17 protein-coding genes and 1 tRNA gene are annotated in these 13444 nt (G+C 72.6%); 7 read left to right on the forward strand and 11 right to left on the reverse strand.

Going from position 1 to position 13444, the window contains the following annotated elements; all coding sequences use genetic code 11:
• Nucleotides 1-29: 29 nt before the first annotated feature.
• Both ACWCRA_RS24195 and ACWCRA_RS24200 read right to left on the reverse strand, forming a co-directional pair.
• Nucleotides 30-908, reverse strand: a complete 879-nt coding sequence (locus tag ACWCRA_RS24195; RefSeq protein WP_451068568.1) for an SDR family oxidoreductase — start codon at nucleotides 906-908, stop codon at nucleotides 30-32.
• Nucleotides 905-2434 (reverse strand): flavin-containing monooxygenase, encoded by a 1530-nt coding sequence (locus tag ACWCRA_RS24200; RefSeq protein WP_351546587.1) that lies wholly within the window; start codon nucleotides 2432-2434, stop codon nucleotides 905-907. Before ACWCRA_RS24200 ends, ACWCRA_RS24195 begins: the two co-directional genes overlap by 4 nt.
• Before the next feature lie 138 nt (nucleotides 2435-2572).
• On the opposite strand from ACWCRA_RS24200, the gene ACWCRA_RS24205 reads away from it, so the two are divergent.
• Nucleotides 2573-3229: a MerR family transcriptional regulator gene (locus ACWCRA_RS24205; RefSeq protein WP_451068641.1), complete on the forward strand. Its 657-nt coding sequence runs from the start codon at nucleotides 2573-2575 to the stop codon at nucleotides 3227-3229.
• 15 nt (nucleotides 3230-3244) lie between these two features.
• On the opposite strand, the gene ACWCRA_RS24210 is transcribed toward ACWCRA_RS24205, so the two are convergent.
• Nucleotides 3245-4039: an exodeoxyribonuclease III gene (locus tag ACWCRA_RS24210; protein WP_451068569.1), complete on the reverse strand. Its 795-nt coding sequence runs from the start codon at nucleotides 4037-4039 to the stop codon at nucleotides 3245-3247.
• 63 nt (nucleotides 4040-4102) lie between these two features.
• Here ACWCRA_RS24210 and ACWCRA_RS24215 point away from each other — a divergent pair, with 63 nt between their 5' ends.
• Nucleotides 4103-4588 carry a GNAT family N-acetyltransferase gene (locus ACWCRA_RS24215; protein WP_451068570.1) on the forward strand — a complete coding sequence of 162 codons (486 nt, stop codon included), beginning with the start codon at nucleotides 4103-4105 and terminating at the stop codon, nucleotides 4586-4588.
• 154 nt (nucleotides 4589-4742) lie between these two features.
• On the opposite strand, the gene ACWCRA_RS24220 is transcribed toward ACWCRA_RS24215, so the two are convergent.
• Nucleotides 4743-4934: a DUF4253 domain-containing protein gene (locus ACWCRA_RS24220; protein WP_451068571.1), complete on the reverse strand. Its 192-nt coding sequence runs from the start codon at nucleotides 4932-4934 to the stop codon at nucleotides 4743-4745.
• Between the two features lie 42 nt (nucleotides 4935-4976).
• Here ACWCRA_RS24220 and ACWCRA_RS24225 point away from each other — a divergent pair, with 42 nt between their 5' ends.
• The 5 genes from ACWCRA_RS24225 (at nucleotide 4977) to ACWCRA_RS24245 (ending at nucleotide 7836) form a co-directional block, all read left to right on the forward strand.
• Nucleotides 4977-5168: a hypothetical protein gene (locus ACWCRA_RS24225; RefSeq protein WP_451068572.1), complete on the forward strand. Its 192-nt coding sequence runs from the start codon at nucleotides 4977-4979 to the stop codon at nucleotides 5166-5168.
• Between the two features lie 122 nt (nucleotides 5169-5290).
• The gene (locus tag ACWCRA_RS24230; RefSeq protein ID WP_073785247.1) at nucleotides 5291-5812 is read left to right on the forward strand and encodes a SigE family RNA polymerase sigma factor; all 522 of its coding nucleotides are present in this window, start codon (nucleotides 5291-5293) and stop codon (nucleotides 5810-5812) included.
• Nucleotides 5809-6387, forward strand: coding sequence for a PASTA domain-containing protein (locus ACWCRA_RS24235; protein ID WP_451068573.1), 579 nt, complete (start codon nucleotides 5809-5811; stop codon nucleotides 6385-6387). Before ACWCRA_RS24230 ends, ACWCRA_RS24235 begins: the two co-directional genes overlap by 4 nt.
• Nucleotides 6388-6726: 339 nt before the next feature.
• Entirely contained in the window at nucleotides 6727-7461 is a 735-nt protein-coding gene (locus tag ACWCRA_RS24240) for a hypothetical protein (protein ID WP_451068574.1), read from the forward strand.
• Between the two features lie 51 nt (nucleotides 7462-7512).
• The gene (locus ACWCRA_RS24245; protein ID WP_451068575.1) at nucleotides 7513-7836 is read left to right on the forward strand and encodes a hypothetical protein; all 324 of its coding nucleotides are present in this window, start codon (nucleotides 7513-7515) and stop codon (nucleotides 7834-7836) included.
• Between the two features lie 52 nt (nucleotides 7837-7888).
• Here the strand turns inward: ACWCRA_RS24245 and ACWCRA_RS24250 are convergent.
• The 7 genes from ACWCRA_RS24250 to galU form a co-directional block, all read right to left on the reverse strand.
• A tRNA-Ala gene (locus ACWCRA_RS24250) sits at nucleotides 7889-7962 on the reverse strand.
• 102 nt (nucleotides 7963-8064) lie between these two features.
• The gene (gene sepX / locus ACWCRA_RS24255; protein ID WP_451068576.1) at nucleotides 8065-9198 is read right to left on the reverse strand and encodes a divisome protein SepX/GlpR; all 1134 of its coding nucleotides are present in this window, start codon (nucleotides 9196-9198) and stop codon (nucleotides 8065-8067) included.
• 135 nt (nucleotides 9199-9333) lie between these two features.
• Entirely contained in the window at nucleotides 9334-9960 is a 627-nt protein-coding gene (locus tag ACWCRA_RS24260; RefSeq protein WP_351546609.1) for a GNAT family N-acetyltransferase, read from the reverse strand.
• Nucleotides 9961-9974: 14 nt separating this feature from the next.
• Nucleotides 9975-10613, reverse strand: a complete 639-nt coding sequence (locus tag ACWCRA_RS24265) for a MogA/MoaB family molybdenum cofactor biosynthesis protein (RefSeq protein WP_451068577.1) — start codon at nucleotides 10611-10613, stop codon at nucleotides 9975-9977.
• Entirely contained in the window at nucleotides 10610-11089 is a 480-nt protein-coding gene (gene moaC / locus ACWCRA_RS24270) for a cyclic pyranopterin monophosphate synthase MoaC (RefSeq protein ID WP_351546614.1), read from the reverse strand. Before moaC ends, ACWCRA_RS24265 begins: the two co-directional genes overlap by 4 nt.
• A gap of 82 nt (nucleotides 11090-11171) precedes the next feature.
• Entirely contained in the window at nucleotides 11172-12473 is a 1302-nt protein-coding gene (gene glp / locus ACWCRA_RS24275; protein ID WP_351546616.1) for a molybdotransferase-like divisome protein Glp, read from the reverse strand.
• 4 nt (nucleotides 12474-12477) lie between these two features.
• Entirely contained in the window at nucleotides 12478-13380 is a 903-nt protein-coding gene (gene galU / locus ACWCRA_RS24280; protein WP_351546618.1) for a UTP--glucose-1-phosphate uridylyltransferase GalU, read from the reverse strand.
• Nucleotides 13381-13444 lie beyond the last annotated feature (64 nt).

Consider the following 13444-nt stretch of genomic DNA (forward strand, 5'->3'; position numbering starts at 1 on the left):
CACCACAGCCCCGCTGGGGGCACCCCCGATCAGCGGGGCCGGCGCGCAGCCGTATCCGCGGCACCCCCCAGCCCCACCAACCCCCTCCCCACTTCCCCCGCCCTCACCCCCACTCTCCTCATCTCCCGCTCCCCCACCACCCCGATCACCCCGGGCAGCCCCCCTCGCACCCACCGCACCCCTCTCACCCACCCCTGCGCGTACACATGCGCCGAGCGCCGCTCGATCCCCGCCACGATCCGGTCCACCGCCGGCCCCAGCGGATACGTCCGGTTCGCCGGCCAGGGCAGCCGGCGCCGCAGCTCCCGCATCACCTCGTCCTCGTCGGCGCCGCGCACCATGTCCGTGTCCGTCCAGGACAGATACGCGACCCCGACACCGACCCCCCGGTGCCGCACCTCCGTGCGCAGGCTGTGCGCGAAGGCCTCGGCCCCCGACTTGGAGGCGCAGTACGCGGTCATCATCGGCGCGGGCGCGAGCGCCGCCAGGGAGGCGATCTGGAGGAAGTACCCCCGGCTCTCGGTCAGCAGCGGCAGAAACACCCGCCCGGTGACCGCGCTGCCGATCAGATTGACCTCGATCACCCGCCGCCAGGCCGCCGGATCGGAGCCGGCGAACGGACCCCCCGCCGCCACCCCCGCGTTCGCCACCGCGATGTCCGCCTTGCCGAAGCGCTCCTTGACCTCCGCCGCGACCCGCTCCATCGCCTCGTGGTCGGTCACATCGGCGTACCACCAGTGGCTCTCGGTGTGCAGCCGGCCCGAGACCTCCCTCAGCTCGTCGGGTTCGAGACCGACCAGCGCCACCCGGGCGCCGCGCGCGGAGAGCTTGCGGGCGAGCAGCGCGCCCACTCCCCGGGCGGCCCCGGTGACCACGGCGACCTGTCCGTCCAGACTCACCCTGCTCATGCGATCCGCTCCTCGACCGGTGCCGCCTCCGCCCGTGTCCGTGGCGCCGCGCGGAGGATGTCGTACTCCGCGAGGTCCACCTCCCGGGTCAGCCGCCGGAACTCCCCGGTGGTTCCGGGCCAGACGGTGGTGTTGCGCCCACTGGCGTCCAGATACCAGCTGTCGCAGCCGCCGGTGTTCCACACCGTCCGGGTCATCCGCGCCTGTACGCGCCGGTTCCACGCTCCCACGGCGCCGGGGCGGGCCGCGAGCGCGGTGCGGCGGCCGAGGACGCTGAGCTGCCGCAGATAGTCGGCCATGTAGTTCAGCTGGGACTCGATCATCAGGATCATGGAGGAGTTCCCGAGCCCGGTATTGGGACCGATGATCGTCATCCAGTTGGGGAAGCCCTCGGCGGTCGCCCCGCGCAGCGACCGCATCCCGTCCTTCCACGCCTCGGCGAGAGTGGTCCCGCCGACGCCGACGACCCGGTCCGCGATGGGCATGTCGGTGACCCGGAACCCGGTGCCGAAGACGATGGCGTCGGCCTCGGCGGTGGTCCCGTCCGAGGCGATCAGGGTCGAGCCGCGCACCTGGGCGAGCCCGGAGGTCACCACGTCCACATTGGGCCGGACGATGGCCGGGTAGTAGTCGCTGGAGAGCAGTATCCGCTTGCAGCCGATGCGGTACGAGGGGGTGAGCGCGGCCCGCAGCACCGGGTCCTTGACCCACTTGGCGAGGTTCGCCCTGGCCAGCGCCTCCACCGGACCGAGTCGGCCCGGCTGCTTGGTGAAGGCGGAGACCTGGAGCTCCCGGATGCCCCAGAGCGCGCCCCGGCGCAGGGACTGGGTGAACGGCAGCTGCCGGTGCAGCCAGCGCTCCGCGCCGGTGATCGGCCGGTCCAGCTTGGGCAGCACCCAGGGCGGCGTCCGCTGGAAGAGGGTCAGCCGCCCCACCTCGGGCTGGATCGCGGGCACGATCTGGACCGCCGACGCCCCGGTCCCGATCATGGCGACGCGCTTGCCGCGCAGCTCGTAGCCGTGGTCCCAGCGGGCGGAGTGGAAGACCTTGCCGGGGAAGGTGTCGAGCCCGGGGACCTCGGGGACCCTGGGGTCGGAGAGCGGCCCGGTCGCGGAGACCACCACATCGGCGGTGAAGCCGCCCCGGCTGGTCTCGATGACCCAGCGCAGTTCCTCGCCGTCCCAGGTCATCATCTCCACCTCGTGGCCGAGGCGCAGATGGGGGCGGAGCCGGTGGACATCGGTGACATGTTCCAGATAGGCGCGTATGTGGCCCTGGCCCGAGAAGGTGCGGGGCCAGTCGGGATTGGGGGCGAAGGAGAAGGAGTAGAGGTGGGAGGGGACATCGCAGGCGCAGCCCGGATAGCTGTTGTCGCGCCAGGTGCCGCCGACCGAGTCGGCGCGCTCCAGGACCACGAAATCGGTGATCCCCTCGCGGCGCAGCCGCACGGCCGCGCCGATCCCGCCGAATCCCGAGCCGATGACCGCGACCCGCACGTGCTGTTGGTGCTCCTGATTCCGGCTCATGCCGCCTCCCAGTGAACGCCCTGACCTTGCCAGCAATCACTGGCACAATGGGGAGCGTAGGGCAGCGGCATACCGAGCGGTAGGGCTAGGACGCGCCAAGTTACCGGCCGTACAACTAGGCTTCCTCCCGTGGCAGACGTGGCGGACGGACGCGAGTACCGCAGGGAGGAACTGGCCCGCGAGGCCGGTATCACGGTGCGCACCCTGCGCTTCTACCGCGAGCGGGGGCTGCTGCCGCCGCCCCGCCGGGAGGGCAGGATCGCCTGGTACGACGGCCACCACCTCGCCCGGCTGCGGACCATCGCCGCGCTCCTGGAGCGCGGGCACACCCTCAACGGCATCGCCGATCTGGCGACCGCGTTCGAGAGCGGCCGGGACGTGGGCGAGGTGCTCGGCCTCGGCGAGCCCGGCGAGGAGCCGCCGGTGACGCTCACCCCCGAGGAGCTGGCCGACCGCTTCGCGGGCGAGACCACCCCGGAGAATCTGGCGACCGCGCTGGAGCTGGGATATCTCGCGACGGACGGCGACCGGATCGTGCACATCAGCCGCCGGCTGCTCGATGTCTCCTCGGCGCTGGTACGGGAGGGGGTGCCCCTCTCGGCGGTGCTGGACGCCGGCCGCGAGGTGCGCGCCCACGCGGACGCGCTCGCCGAGCTGTTCACGGACCTGGTGCGGAAGCACGCCCCGGAGACGGGGGAGGCCCGGCTGCGCCCGCTGGCGAGGAGCGTGATCGACGCGGAGCTGTCGATGGCGCTGGACCGGCGCCTGCGACAGGCGCCGGACGCCGCCGGATGACCCCGGCCGCCGGGGCTACTCGAACACCACCGTCACGGGCGCGTGGTCGCTCCACCGCTCCTCGTGGGCGGCGGCCCGCTCCACGAACGCCTTGACGGCCCGCTCGGCCAGCCCGCGCGTCACCATCTGGTAGTCGATGCGCCAGCCCGAGTCGTTGTCGAAGGCGCGCCCCCGGTAGGACCACCAGCTGTAGGGGCCCTCCTGCTCGGGGTGGAGCGCGCGCACCACGTCCACGTACTCCGCCTCGTCCAGGACGCGCGAGAGCCAGGCGCGCTCCTCGGGCAGGAAACCGGCGTTCCCGCGGTTGGCGCGCCAGTTCTTGAGGTCCGCCTCCCGGTGGGCGATGTTCCAGTCGCCGCAGACCACGACCTCACGCCCGGTCTCGGCGGACCGGGCGCGCAGCTCGCGCAGATACGGCAGGAAGGCGTCCATGAACCGGTACTTCTCGTCCTGCCGCTCGGTCCCCACCTCGCCGGAGGGCAGATAGAGGCTCGCGACGGTGATCCCCGGCAGATCGGCCTCGATGTACCGCCCGCTCCCGTCGAACTCGGCCGACCCGAATCCGGTGCGCACCTCGTCCGGCTCGCGCCGTGTGTAGAGCGAGACGCCCGCGCGCCCCTTCGCCTGCGCCGGGGCGTGCGCCGTGAACCACCCATCGGGCCGCCGCACCGCCTCCGGGAGCTGCCCGGGCTCGGCCCGCACCTCCTGGAGGCAGATCACATCGGCGTCGGTCCCGGCCAGCCACTCCACAAAGCCCTTCTTCGCGGCGGCGCGGAGACCATTCACATTCACGGAAGTCACGGTGAGCATCCCGGAACGATACCCAGGACCACCACGAACACCCACATCTCGCACCGTCGTACGATCGCCCATATGGATGTACGACCCACCCCGTTCGACCACCCCGACGCGGTCAAGCTCAGCGACCAGGTACAGCTCGAATACATCGAGCGGTACGGCGACGGAGAGGGCGACGAGACCCCTCTCGTCCCGGCGATGTTCGCCCCGCCGAGTGGCCTTTATCTCATCGCCTACGACGCCGACGACCGCCCGGTGGCGACCGGCGGCTGGCGGGCGATGGAGGAGGACGGCGAGGGCTATGAGAACGGCGACGCCGAGCTCAAGCGCATGTACGTGATCCCCGAGGCCCGCGGCCTCGGCCTCGCCCGCCGTCTCCTCACCACCCTGGAACAGAACGCCCGCACCGCCGGCCGCACCCGCATGGTCCTGGAGACGGGCGACCAGCAGCCGGAGGCGATAGCCCTCTACACCTCGACGGGCTATGTGCCCGCGCCCCGGAAGTTCGGCCACTACCGGGAGTACGACAGCAGCCGCTGCTTCTTCAAGCCGCTGGCGTGAGACACGGGGTGACCCGCCGGCGCGGCGGGTCACCCCTCGACAGCCTCGTGGACCCGGGAACGCGAAAACAGGAAATCCCGCTCAACTCGGTGAGTTGAGCGGGACTCCTGGGCCGACGCAGACTTGAGCTGATCGTCTCCCGGTTGGCGTGGCCTCAGTCCCACCAGAACTTCCAGGCGTGGTTGTCGACGAGTTGTTCGGCGCATGAGGCGAGGGTGTGGGGTCGGGAGCTTTGCCAGATGTTGTCCGGGCAGAACGCGAAGTGTTCGACGGTGACGAGGAGGGCGTCCAGCGGCTGCTCGTCGGGATCGGATCCCGTCTGGGGGTCCAGCCAAGGTGAGCCCACAAGGGGCAGTGAGACGATCTTGAAGGCGTGAGCCCGCGTTCCATGCCTACCACCGAGGGCTTGGCCCTTCCCGTCGCCGACGTCGGCGAACGCAGCATCTGGCACGAGGCGCCCCCGTTCTTCTCGGCCGACTGCGGGCCGCCCGCCCGGCGGCCCCCCGCTTCGCCGGGCCCCGCCCGCACCCCGGGCGGCAGCGGCGCGAGGTCCTGGGACACCCTTCCGTCCCGGCTGTGATTCACGTCACGGCCGGCGGCTCGGTGCAGCACCCGTCCCCGTTCCGCCGTCATGGGGGCAGTGATCGGGACGGGACGAGGAGAGGAGGTCGGCGGGTGAGGTTTCGCAGGAGCGGTCCGGGCATCGGATTCACGGAGTTCGTCGCACAGCGGTCGGGAGCGTTGTTCCGCACCGCGTATGCGCTGACCGGTGACGTGCACGTGGCCGAGGATCTGGTGCAGGAGACGCTGGAGCGGGCGTGCCGACAGTGGCGGAAGGTCGCGGTGGCGGACTCGCCGGAGGCGTACGTGCGCAAAGTGCTGGTCAACCTGGCCAACGACCGCTGGCGGCGGCTGTCGCGCCGGGGCGAGCGCCCCGGGCTGTCGGGGGTGCCCGAGACGGCCGACCCCCGGGACCGGTTCGGGCAGGTGGATCTGCGCGCGGAACTGATCGAGGCACTGCTCGGGCTGCCGATGGGCATGCGCAGCGTGGTGGTCCTGTACTACCTGCACGATCTGGACGCCCGGCAGGTCGCCGACGTCCTGGACATCTCTTCGAGTGCGGTGAGGTCCCAGCTCGCCCGCGGCCTGGCCAAGCTGCGCGATTCCGTATCGGGCGCCCAGGCGCCGCACACGCCGTCGGCCGCTTTCGGAGGTACGAAGTGAGGAACACGTCGTCCGGACCGGCCCCGTTCGAGCCGGGCCTCGAAGCCGAGCTGCGTGCCGCGGTGGCCTCCTTCGCCGACGGGCCGACGGCGCCGGTCGTCGACGCGGCCGCGATCGAGCGAGCCGTCAGCCGCAGCCGCCCCCGCCGGGCGCTCCTCGGCACCGCTGCGGCGTGCTGCGTGCTGGCGTGCGCCACGGTGGGGTTCTTCGCGCTGAAGCCCGTGCCGCCCGCGCCCGGCGCCTCCCCGTCCCTGTCCCCACCGGCGAACGGGGCGTGCGCCCCGCTCGCCACCGGCACCCCCAAGAGCGGAAGCGCCGATGCGACTCCGGCACAGGAGCAGGAGCAGACCGCGGGAGCGGGCATCGCGCTGCCGGACCTGGCCGGCATGCCGGTCGAACAGGCCGGAAGCCTGCTGCGCGGACTCGGACTGAGCTGCACGATCATGCGGCACACGGACTGGAACGCTCCCGCCGGGCAGGTGATCAGCAGTCAGCCCCGGGGCGGCGCAGAACCGGTGGCACCGGGCTCGTCCGTCCTCCTGCTGGTCTCGACGGGCAAACCCGGCGGAACCTGAGCGACCGGGCCCTTCGGCCCGCGCACCGGCCGAGTGCCCCAGGGGCCGGTGCCGGGCAGTCCGTCGGCTCCCCGTCCCGGCCGCGCCCCCACAGCCCGCGCCTGGCTGGGCATCCCCGAGCAGCCGCCGGCAACGGCCCGGGAAGGCATCGCGACCGGCCGCCGCCTCTACCGAGGGCTGGACCGGATCACCACCGCCCTGGACCCGGCACGCTGCGACCGGCGCAGCCGCCTGCCTCAGGCGGACGCCGACGCTCACACCGCAGTCCGGAAGACCGAGGGCGGACGCGCGGCTGCGGACCGGCTCCAACGTCTGGCAAACGACCTCGTCCTGGTAACCGTGCGACTGGCGAGGGAGCGCGGCTACCTGCGGGCCTGGCGCGGTGACGTCGGCGTCGACGCGACGGCGGTCCCGGTCATGGCCGAACCGGACAGCGAGTACACCGGAACCGCCTCGGTGGAGATCACCGCGGGCTGGCACTTCAGCGGCGGATCCGACAAAGGCGTCTTCGGATACAGCGCCACCCTCCTGGCCGCCACCCTCCTGGTCGCCGCCCACACCCGACCGCCCAGGCCGGCGGGGAAAGCCCAAGGGCTGGTGGAGTACCCGCGACTGTGTCTCGGACTCGTACTGGAAACCCCCACCGTCCGCACCGGGCCCAACGCGATCACCCTGCTGCGGCACCTCGCCGAACTCGGGCTGCCAACCGGCACCTGCGCGGCCGACCGCGCCTGCACCGGATGCGCACCGCACAACTTCCAGATCCCCGCCCGCCGGCTCGGCTACCGCCTCGCCCTGGACTACAAGGCCGAGGACCGCGGAGTCCAGGGAAGCCGGCAGGGAGCCGTACTCGTCGATGGATCCCTCGCCTGCCCGCACATCCCCGCAGCCCTGGCCAGCGCGACCCACCGCGCGGACGACAAAACCGTACGCCTGCGCGGTGAAGAACTCGCCGAAGCCATCACCAAGCGCGAGCCGTACTTCCTCAAGCTCAAACAGAACGCCGACACTCGCGGCACGATTCGCCCGCAGTGCCCGGCGGCCGGGCCCTCCCCGTCGGTGAACTGCCCATGACGGGACCGCCTCCGCCCCCAGGGCCCGCGCACCTCCGGCCCGCCTCAGGCTGTGATCAAGCCGGCCGACACGCGCTCTCGCGCCAGCCACCCCGCCGCCCGGCCCACGGTCCAGTTGCCCGAGAACGAGTGGCTGGCCCCGAAGGCGAAGGAGGAGCTGCCTCCCGTTTGTGGCGCTTCGTCGATCAGCGTCCCGGCCGATACCGGCGGCGATCTGAAGACCGCCAAGTTCCGGCAGCACAGCCGCTGCCTGAGCTCCGTATGGGACCGCACCTGCAAACCGAACCGCCCCCACGCCCAGCATGCCGCCGACCACCACCCCGAACAGCCATCGAACGAGCACCGGAAACGACAAAATCCCGCCCGATCTCAATGATCGGACGGGATTTCGTTACCGCTCCTGAGCTGACTCAAGAACGGCCTTGCGGTGGACCTGTGGGGATTTGAACCCCAGACCCCCTCGATGCGAACGAGGTGCGCTACCAGACTGCGCCACAGGCCCTTGCAACGAGTGAAACTCTAGCATCCCCACCGGGGTGCTCGGAAATCCGTTCCTTCGCTGGTCACAGGGACCACGGCGGAGGGGCGGGGAGCGCCGCCGGTGTCATTCGTTGGCGGCGCGGGGGCGGCGGTCGTCGCCCTCCGCGTACTGGTCGAAGAGCGGGGTGCGGCCCCGGTCGCGGGTGGTGCGCTTCGGGGGCGGGGTGCGGCGGGAGCGGTCGGGCTCGGCGGGCGGGGCCGCGTGAGCGGGCGGGGCGGGCTGGTCCCCGGCGGAGGCCGTCGAGGAGCGGGCGGAGCTCCAGGTCTCGGGGTCGCTCAGGTCCACACCGCTGGTCGCGCGGGGGGCGACGGGCGCGGTGACATAGGTCGGCAGCGGCACCGGGACCGGCTCCCAGCTCGCGCCCGAGACGGGACCCCGGTCGCGCTGCTGGTCCACCCACTCGGCGTGGTCGGTCTGCTCGACCAGCGCGCGGCGGTCGGCCGCCTGCGGGGAGAGCCGCACCGGCTCCGGCTCGGGGCCGGGCTCGGGCTCCCCGTCCGCCTCGGCGGGGCCGGCCGACGGGGGCTGGTGGCGCCGGGGGCGGTTCTCGCGCAGCCGCTGGGCCGCGACCTCCGCGCGGCGGCGGTCCATGACCACCACGAACCGGCGCCGTTCCTGGGCGCGCAGATGCACGATGTAGGCGCTGAGGAGCACGGCGGGGAGCGCCGGTGCCCAGAGGAAGCCGAGGCCGCCGACCGCGGCCACGATCGAGCCGAGGGTGAACGCCAGGAAGAGCAGCGTGGTGGTGCGCCGGCGGCGGGCCAGGACCTTGCCCCGGCGGGCGCGCTCGGTGGCCGCGCTGCTGGGGCGCGGACGCTGACGGCGCGCCCGGGACGGCCGGTCCGGCTGCTGCTGGGCGGGTCTCGGCTGCGCCGCCCGCTCCGGCGCCGCCGCCTGGCCGTCGAGCCGGACATCGGTCCGGGGCGCGGCGAAGGCCCGGACGTCCACGGTACTCAGGCGGTCCGTGACGGCGTCCGGGTCCACGTCGGGACCGGGCTGCTCCGCGGTGCGTTCCCGCAGCTCCTTGGCGTACCGGCGCTCCATCGCCCCGCGTCCGGACAGCAGCCGGATGGCGGTGGAGAAGCGTTCCGTCGGACGAGCCTCGTTCAACTCGTCCTGCCTGCGGAGCCACATCGGCACCAGGTAGGCGGCCCAGGCCCCGACGATGACTGCGTAGATGAGGCCGCTGCTGCTCACGGTCACACCGTAGAGGGATTCCCACAACGGGATACGCCAATTGGCCCGGTGTGTCGCGTGATCCCGCTAATATCACTGACTTTTTTTATGGCTGTTCCGATCAAACGACGGTCCATATCGATCACCTTCGAATATCTATTCGATTTTCCGGCGGCGGGGTGAGGTTCCCTGGACCCGCCCCGCCCGCTGCCAGCGGCGGAGCAGCCCCTCGGGGACTTCCTCGGCGGTGAGGGCGAAGACCAGATGGTCCCGCCACGCTCCGTCGATGTGCAGATAGCGGGGGCGCATGCCCTCCTCGCGGAAGCCGAGCTTCTCCACCACCCGGCGGCTCGGGCCGTTCTCCGGGCGGATGCAGACCTCCATGCGGTGGAGCCCGACCGACTCGAAGCAGTGGTCCACCGCGAGGGCGACGGCCGTGGGCATCACACCCCGGCCCGCGACCTCGCGATCCACCCAGTAGCCCACATGGCCCGAGCACATCGAGCCCCAGGTGATGCCCGCCACGGTCAACTGACCCACCAGCCGGCCCCGGTACTCGATGACGAAGGGCAGCATCCGGCCCGCGTTGGCCTCGGCCCGCAGATGGCGGACCATCTGGCGGTAGGTGGGGCGCTGGGCGAGGGGGGTGCCGGGCGCGGGCGGCGGGATCGTCGCCTCCCAGGGGCGGAGCCAGTCGCGGTTGCGCTGGTTCACCTCGCGCCAGGCCCGCTGGTCGCGCGGCTTTATCGGGCGCAGGACGATGTCCCCGTCCCTCAGCACCACCGGCCAGGGCGCGTTCAGCTCGGGCTCCCGGGAGTGCCCGGGCCCGGCGTGCCCGGAACCGGGGGCGCCGGCGCCGGGTGGTCGCCGCCGTGGATCTGGTCCACCGCGTGCGACAGCAGCGGCTCCAGGACGGCGAGACCGTCCCGGACCCCGCCCGTCGAGCCGGGGAGGTTGACGATCAGGGTGCGGCCGGCGATTCCGGCCAGCCCCCGGGAGAGCGCCGCCGCCGGCACCTTGGCCAGGCCGTGCGCGCGGATCGCCTCGGGGATGCCGGGGATCTCCCGGTCGAGGACGGCCGCCGTCGCCTCCGGGGTGCGGTCGGTGGGCGAGAGACCGGTGCCGCCGGTGGTGAGGATCACGTCGTGCCCGGCGTCCACCCCGGCGCGCAGGGCCTGTTCGACGGGTGCGCCGTCGGGAACGACCCAGGGCCCCTCGACGGCGAAGCCGAGCGCGGCCAGCCCCCGGGCCAGGATCGGTCCGCCCCGGTCCTCGTAGACCCCGGCCGCCGCCCGGTTGGAGGCGGTGATCACCAGCGCGCGTCGGCCGGCGGCGGGCACGGCGCCGGGCTCCGGGGGGATACCGGGCGCGGGGGTGGCGCCGGAGGCCGGATCGGAGCCGGGCCCGGAGGTGGCGCCGGGGGACGGGGTGGTCATGAGCGGCTCCAGGCGCCCGACGTGCCGCCGGTCTTCTCCTCGACCCGGACCTCGGTGATCACCGCTGCCCTGTCGACCGCCTTCACCATGTCGACGACCGTGAGCGCCGCCACCGACACCGCGGTGAGCGCCTCCATCTCCACTCCCGTGCGGTCGGTGGTCCGCACCGTCGCCGCGATCTCCACCGCGTCGTCGGCGACGGAGAGATCGACCGTGACCCCGGAGACCGCCAGCGGATGGCAGAGCGGGATCAGTTCGGGTGTCCGTTTGGCGCCCATGATGCCGGCGATCCTGGCGGTGGCGAGCGCGTCCCCCTTGGGGACTCCCTCGCCCCGCAGCAGCTCCACCACCCGGGGGGAGACCAGCACCCGGCCGGTGGCGCGGGCCGTGCGCGCGGTGATGTCCTTCGCCGAGACATCGACCATGCGGGCGGCCCCCGCATCGTCGATATGCGTCAGCCTGCCGTCGCTGTTCATGTCGCTCTCGCCGCTCCCGGTCCAGGCCCTCGGGGCCGTAGGGGCCCGTGTGGGCAGACACGGTACCTCCCCGGCGACCGGGTCATCCGATGAGGACCACTTCGACCTCCGCGCCCGGCTCGACCGAGGTGTCCGGCTCCGCCACCACGATCAGGCAGTCCGCGTGGGCGAGGGCGGCGACCAGGTGGGAGCCCGCACCGCCCACGGGGGTGACGGTGCCCGAGCCGGGGTCGTACGTACCGCGCAGGAACTGCCGCCGTCCGAGGAGGGAGGCGAGCGGCTGATCCGCCTTCAGAACCGCCCGGACGGAGGGGCGGTGGATGTCCTCCAGACCCATGAGGGTGCGGATCGCGGGCCGTACGAACAGCTCGAAGGAGACATACGACGAGACCGGGTTGCCCGGGAGGGCGAGCAGCGGGGTGTGGTCGGGGCCGATGGTGCCGAAGCCCTGGGGTTTGCCGGGCTGCATGGCCACGGTGCGGAAGTCGATCCCGCTGCCGGGGTTCTCCTCGTCGCCGACGGGCGAGAGCGCCTCCTTGACGACGTCATAGGCGCCGACGCTCACCCCGCCCGTGGTGACCAGCAGATCGGCGCGGATCAGCTGGTCCTCGATGGTGGCGCGCAGGGTGTCGGCGTCGTCGGTGACGGCGCCGACACGGTAGGCGAGGGCGCCGGCGTCCCGGGCGGCGGCGGCGAGGGCATAGCTGTTGGAGTCGTAGATCTGGCCCTCGGTGAGGCCCTCGCCGGGCTGGACCAGTTCGCTGCCGGTGGAGAGGACCACCACCCGGGGCCGGGGCCTGACCCGGACACTGCCGCGGCCGATCGCGGCGAGCAGCCCGATCTGCGGCGGGCCGAGCACCGTCCCCCGGGCCAGCGCCAGATCACCGGCCTTCACATCGCTGCCGCGCGAGCGGATGTGCGCGCCCTCGGCGGCGGGCCGGTGGACCCGGACCTCCCCGCGCGCGCCCTCGGGGTCCCGGCCCGCGGGGCGCATCGCGGTGGCCGCTCCGCCACCCGTGCCGCCGTCGGTCCACTCGACCGGGACGACGGCCTCCGCGCCGGGCGGCAGCGGGGCGCCGGTCATGATCCGGGCGGCCGTGCCGGGGCCGACGGTGAGTGACCCGCCGCCGCCGGCCGCCACATCGCCGATCACGGTGAGGACGGCGGGAAACTCCTCGCTCGCCCCCTGGACATCGGCGGCGCGGACCGCGTATCCGTCCATGGAGCTGTTGTCGAACGGCGGGAGGGCGACCGGGACGGTGACGTCCTCCACCAGGACACAGCCCTGGGCGTCCATGAGCTGGAGCTCGATCGGGTCGAGCGGGCGGATCGCCGCGAGGATGTCCTCCAGGTGGTCGTCCACCGACCAGCTCGTGCTGCTCACCGCGTCACATCTCCCGGGTCACATAGGTGTGGAGCCAGCTCCGGAACTCGGGGCCGAGATCCTCACGTTCGCACGCGAGCCGGACAATGGCCCGCAGATAGTCGCCGCGGTCGCCGGTGTCGTAACGGCGGCCGGTGAAGACGACGCCGTGGACCGGGCCGCCGATCGACTCGTCCCCGGCGAGCTTCTCCAGGGCGTCGGTGAGCTGGATCTCATTGCCCCGGCCGGGCTCGGTCTCCCGCAGTATCGCGAAGACGGCCGGGTCCAGGACATAGCGGCCGATGATGGCGAGGTTGCTCGGCGCGTCCGCCGCGTCGGGCTTCTCCACCAGCCGGGTCACGCGCACCACATCGGACTCGCCGGTGGGCGCGACGGCGGCGCAGCCGTAGAGATGGATCTGCGCGGGGTCGACCTCCATCAGGGCGATGACGCTGCCGCCCTCCCGCTCCTGGATCTCGACCATCCGCGCGAGCAGCGGATCGCGCGGGTCGATCAGGTCGTCGCCGAGGAGGACGGCGAAGGGCTGGTCCCCGACGTGCGGAGCGGCGCACAGCACGGCGTGGCCGAGGCCGCGCGGGTCGCCCTGGCGCACATAGTGCATGGTGGCGAGGTCGCTGGACTCCTGGACCTTCTTGAGGCGCTCCTCGTCGCCCTTGCGGGTCAGCGCCTCCTCCAGTTCGTAGTTGCGGTCGAAGTGGTCCTCGAGAGGGCGCTTGTTGCGGCCGGTGACCATGAGCACATCGGAGAGGCCGGCCGCCACGGCCTCCTCCACCACGTACTGAATCGCGGGCTTGTCGACGACCGGCAGCATCTCCTTGGGAGTGGCTTTGGTGGCAGGCAGGAAGCGCGTGCCGAGGCCGGCGGCGGGGATGACCGCCTTGCTGATCCTGGTGTTCGACTGATTCATGTTCAGCACAATATCCGGTGGACCGGCACCCGGAACGAGCCTGTGGAAAACCCTCCGGCGAACC

The sequence above is a fragment of the Streptomyces sp. NPDC001889 genome (assembly GCF_053594535.1).

Coding starts and splice junctions, on each gene's coding strand:
- ACWCRA_RS24265 (WP_451068577.1), bottom strand. CDS start 10,613: ATGACCACCCCGTCCCCCGGCGCCACCTCCGGGCCCGGCTCCGATCCG.
- moaC (WP_351546614.1), bottom strand. CDS start 11,089: ATGAACAGCGACGGCAGGCTGACGCATATCGACGATGCGGGGGCCGCC.
- galU (WP_351546618.1), bottom strand. CDS start 13,380: ATGAATCAGTCGAACACCAGGATCAGCAAGGCGGTCATCCCCGCCGCC.
- ACWCRA_RS24200 (WP_351546587.1), bottom strand. CDS start 2,434: ATGAGCCGGAATCAGGAGCACCAACAGCACGTGCGGGTCGCGGTCATC.
- ACWCRA_RS24215 (WP_451068570.1), top strand. CDS start 4,103: ATGGATGTACGACCCACCCCGTTCGACCACCCCGACGCGGTCAAGCTC.
- ACWCRA_RS24195 (WP_451068568.1), bottom strand. CDS start 908: ATGAGCAGGGTGAGTCTGGACGGACAGGTCGCCGTGGTCACCGGGGCC.
- ACWCRA_RS24210 (WP_451068569.1), bottom strand. CDS start 4,039: ATGCTCACCGTGACTTCCGTGAATGTGAATGGTCTCCGCGCCGCCGCG.
- ACWCRA_RS24225 (WP_451068572.1), top strand. CDS start 4,977: ATGCCTACCACCGAGGGCTTGGCCCTTCCCGTCGCCGACGTCGGCGAA.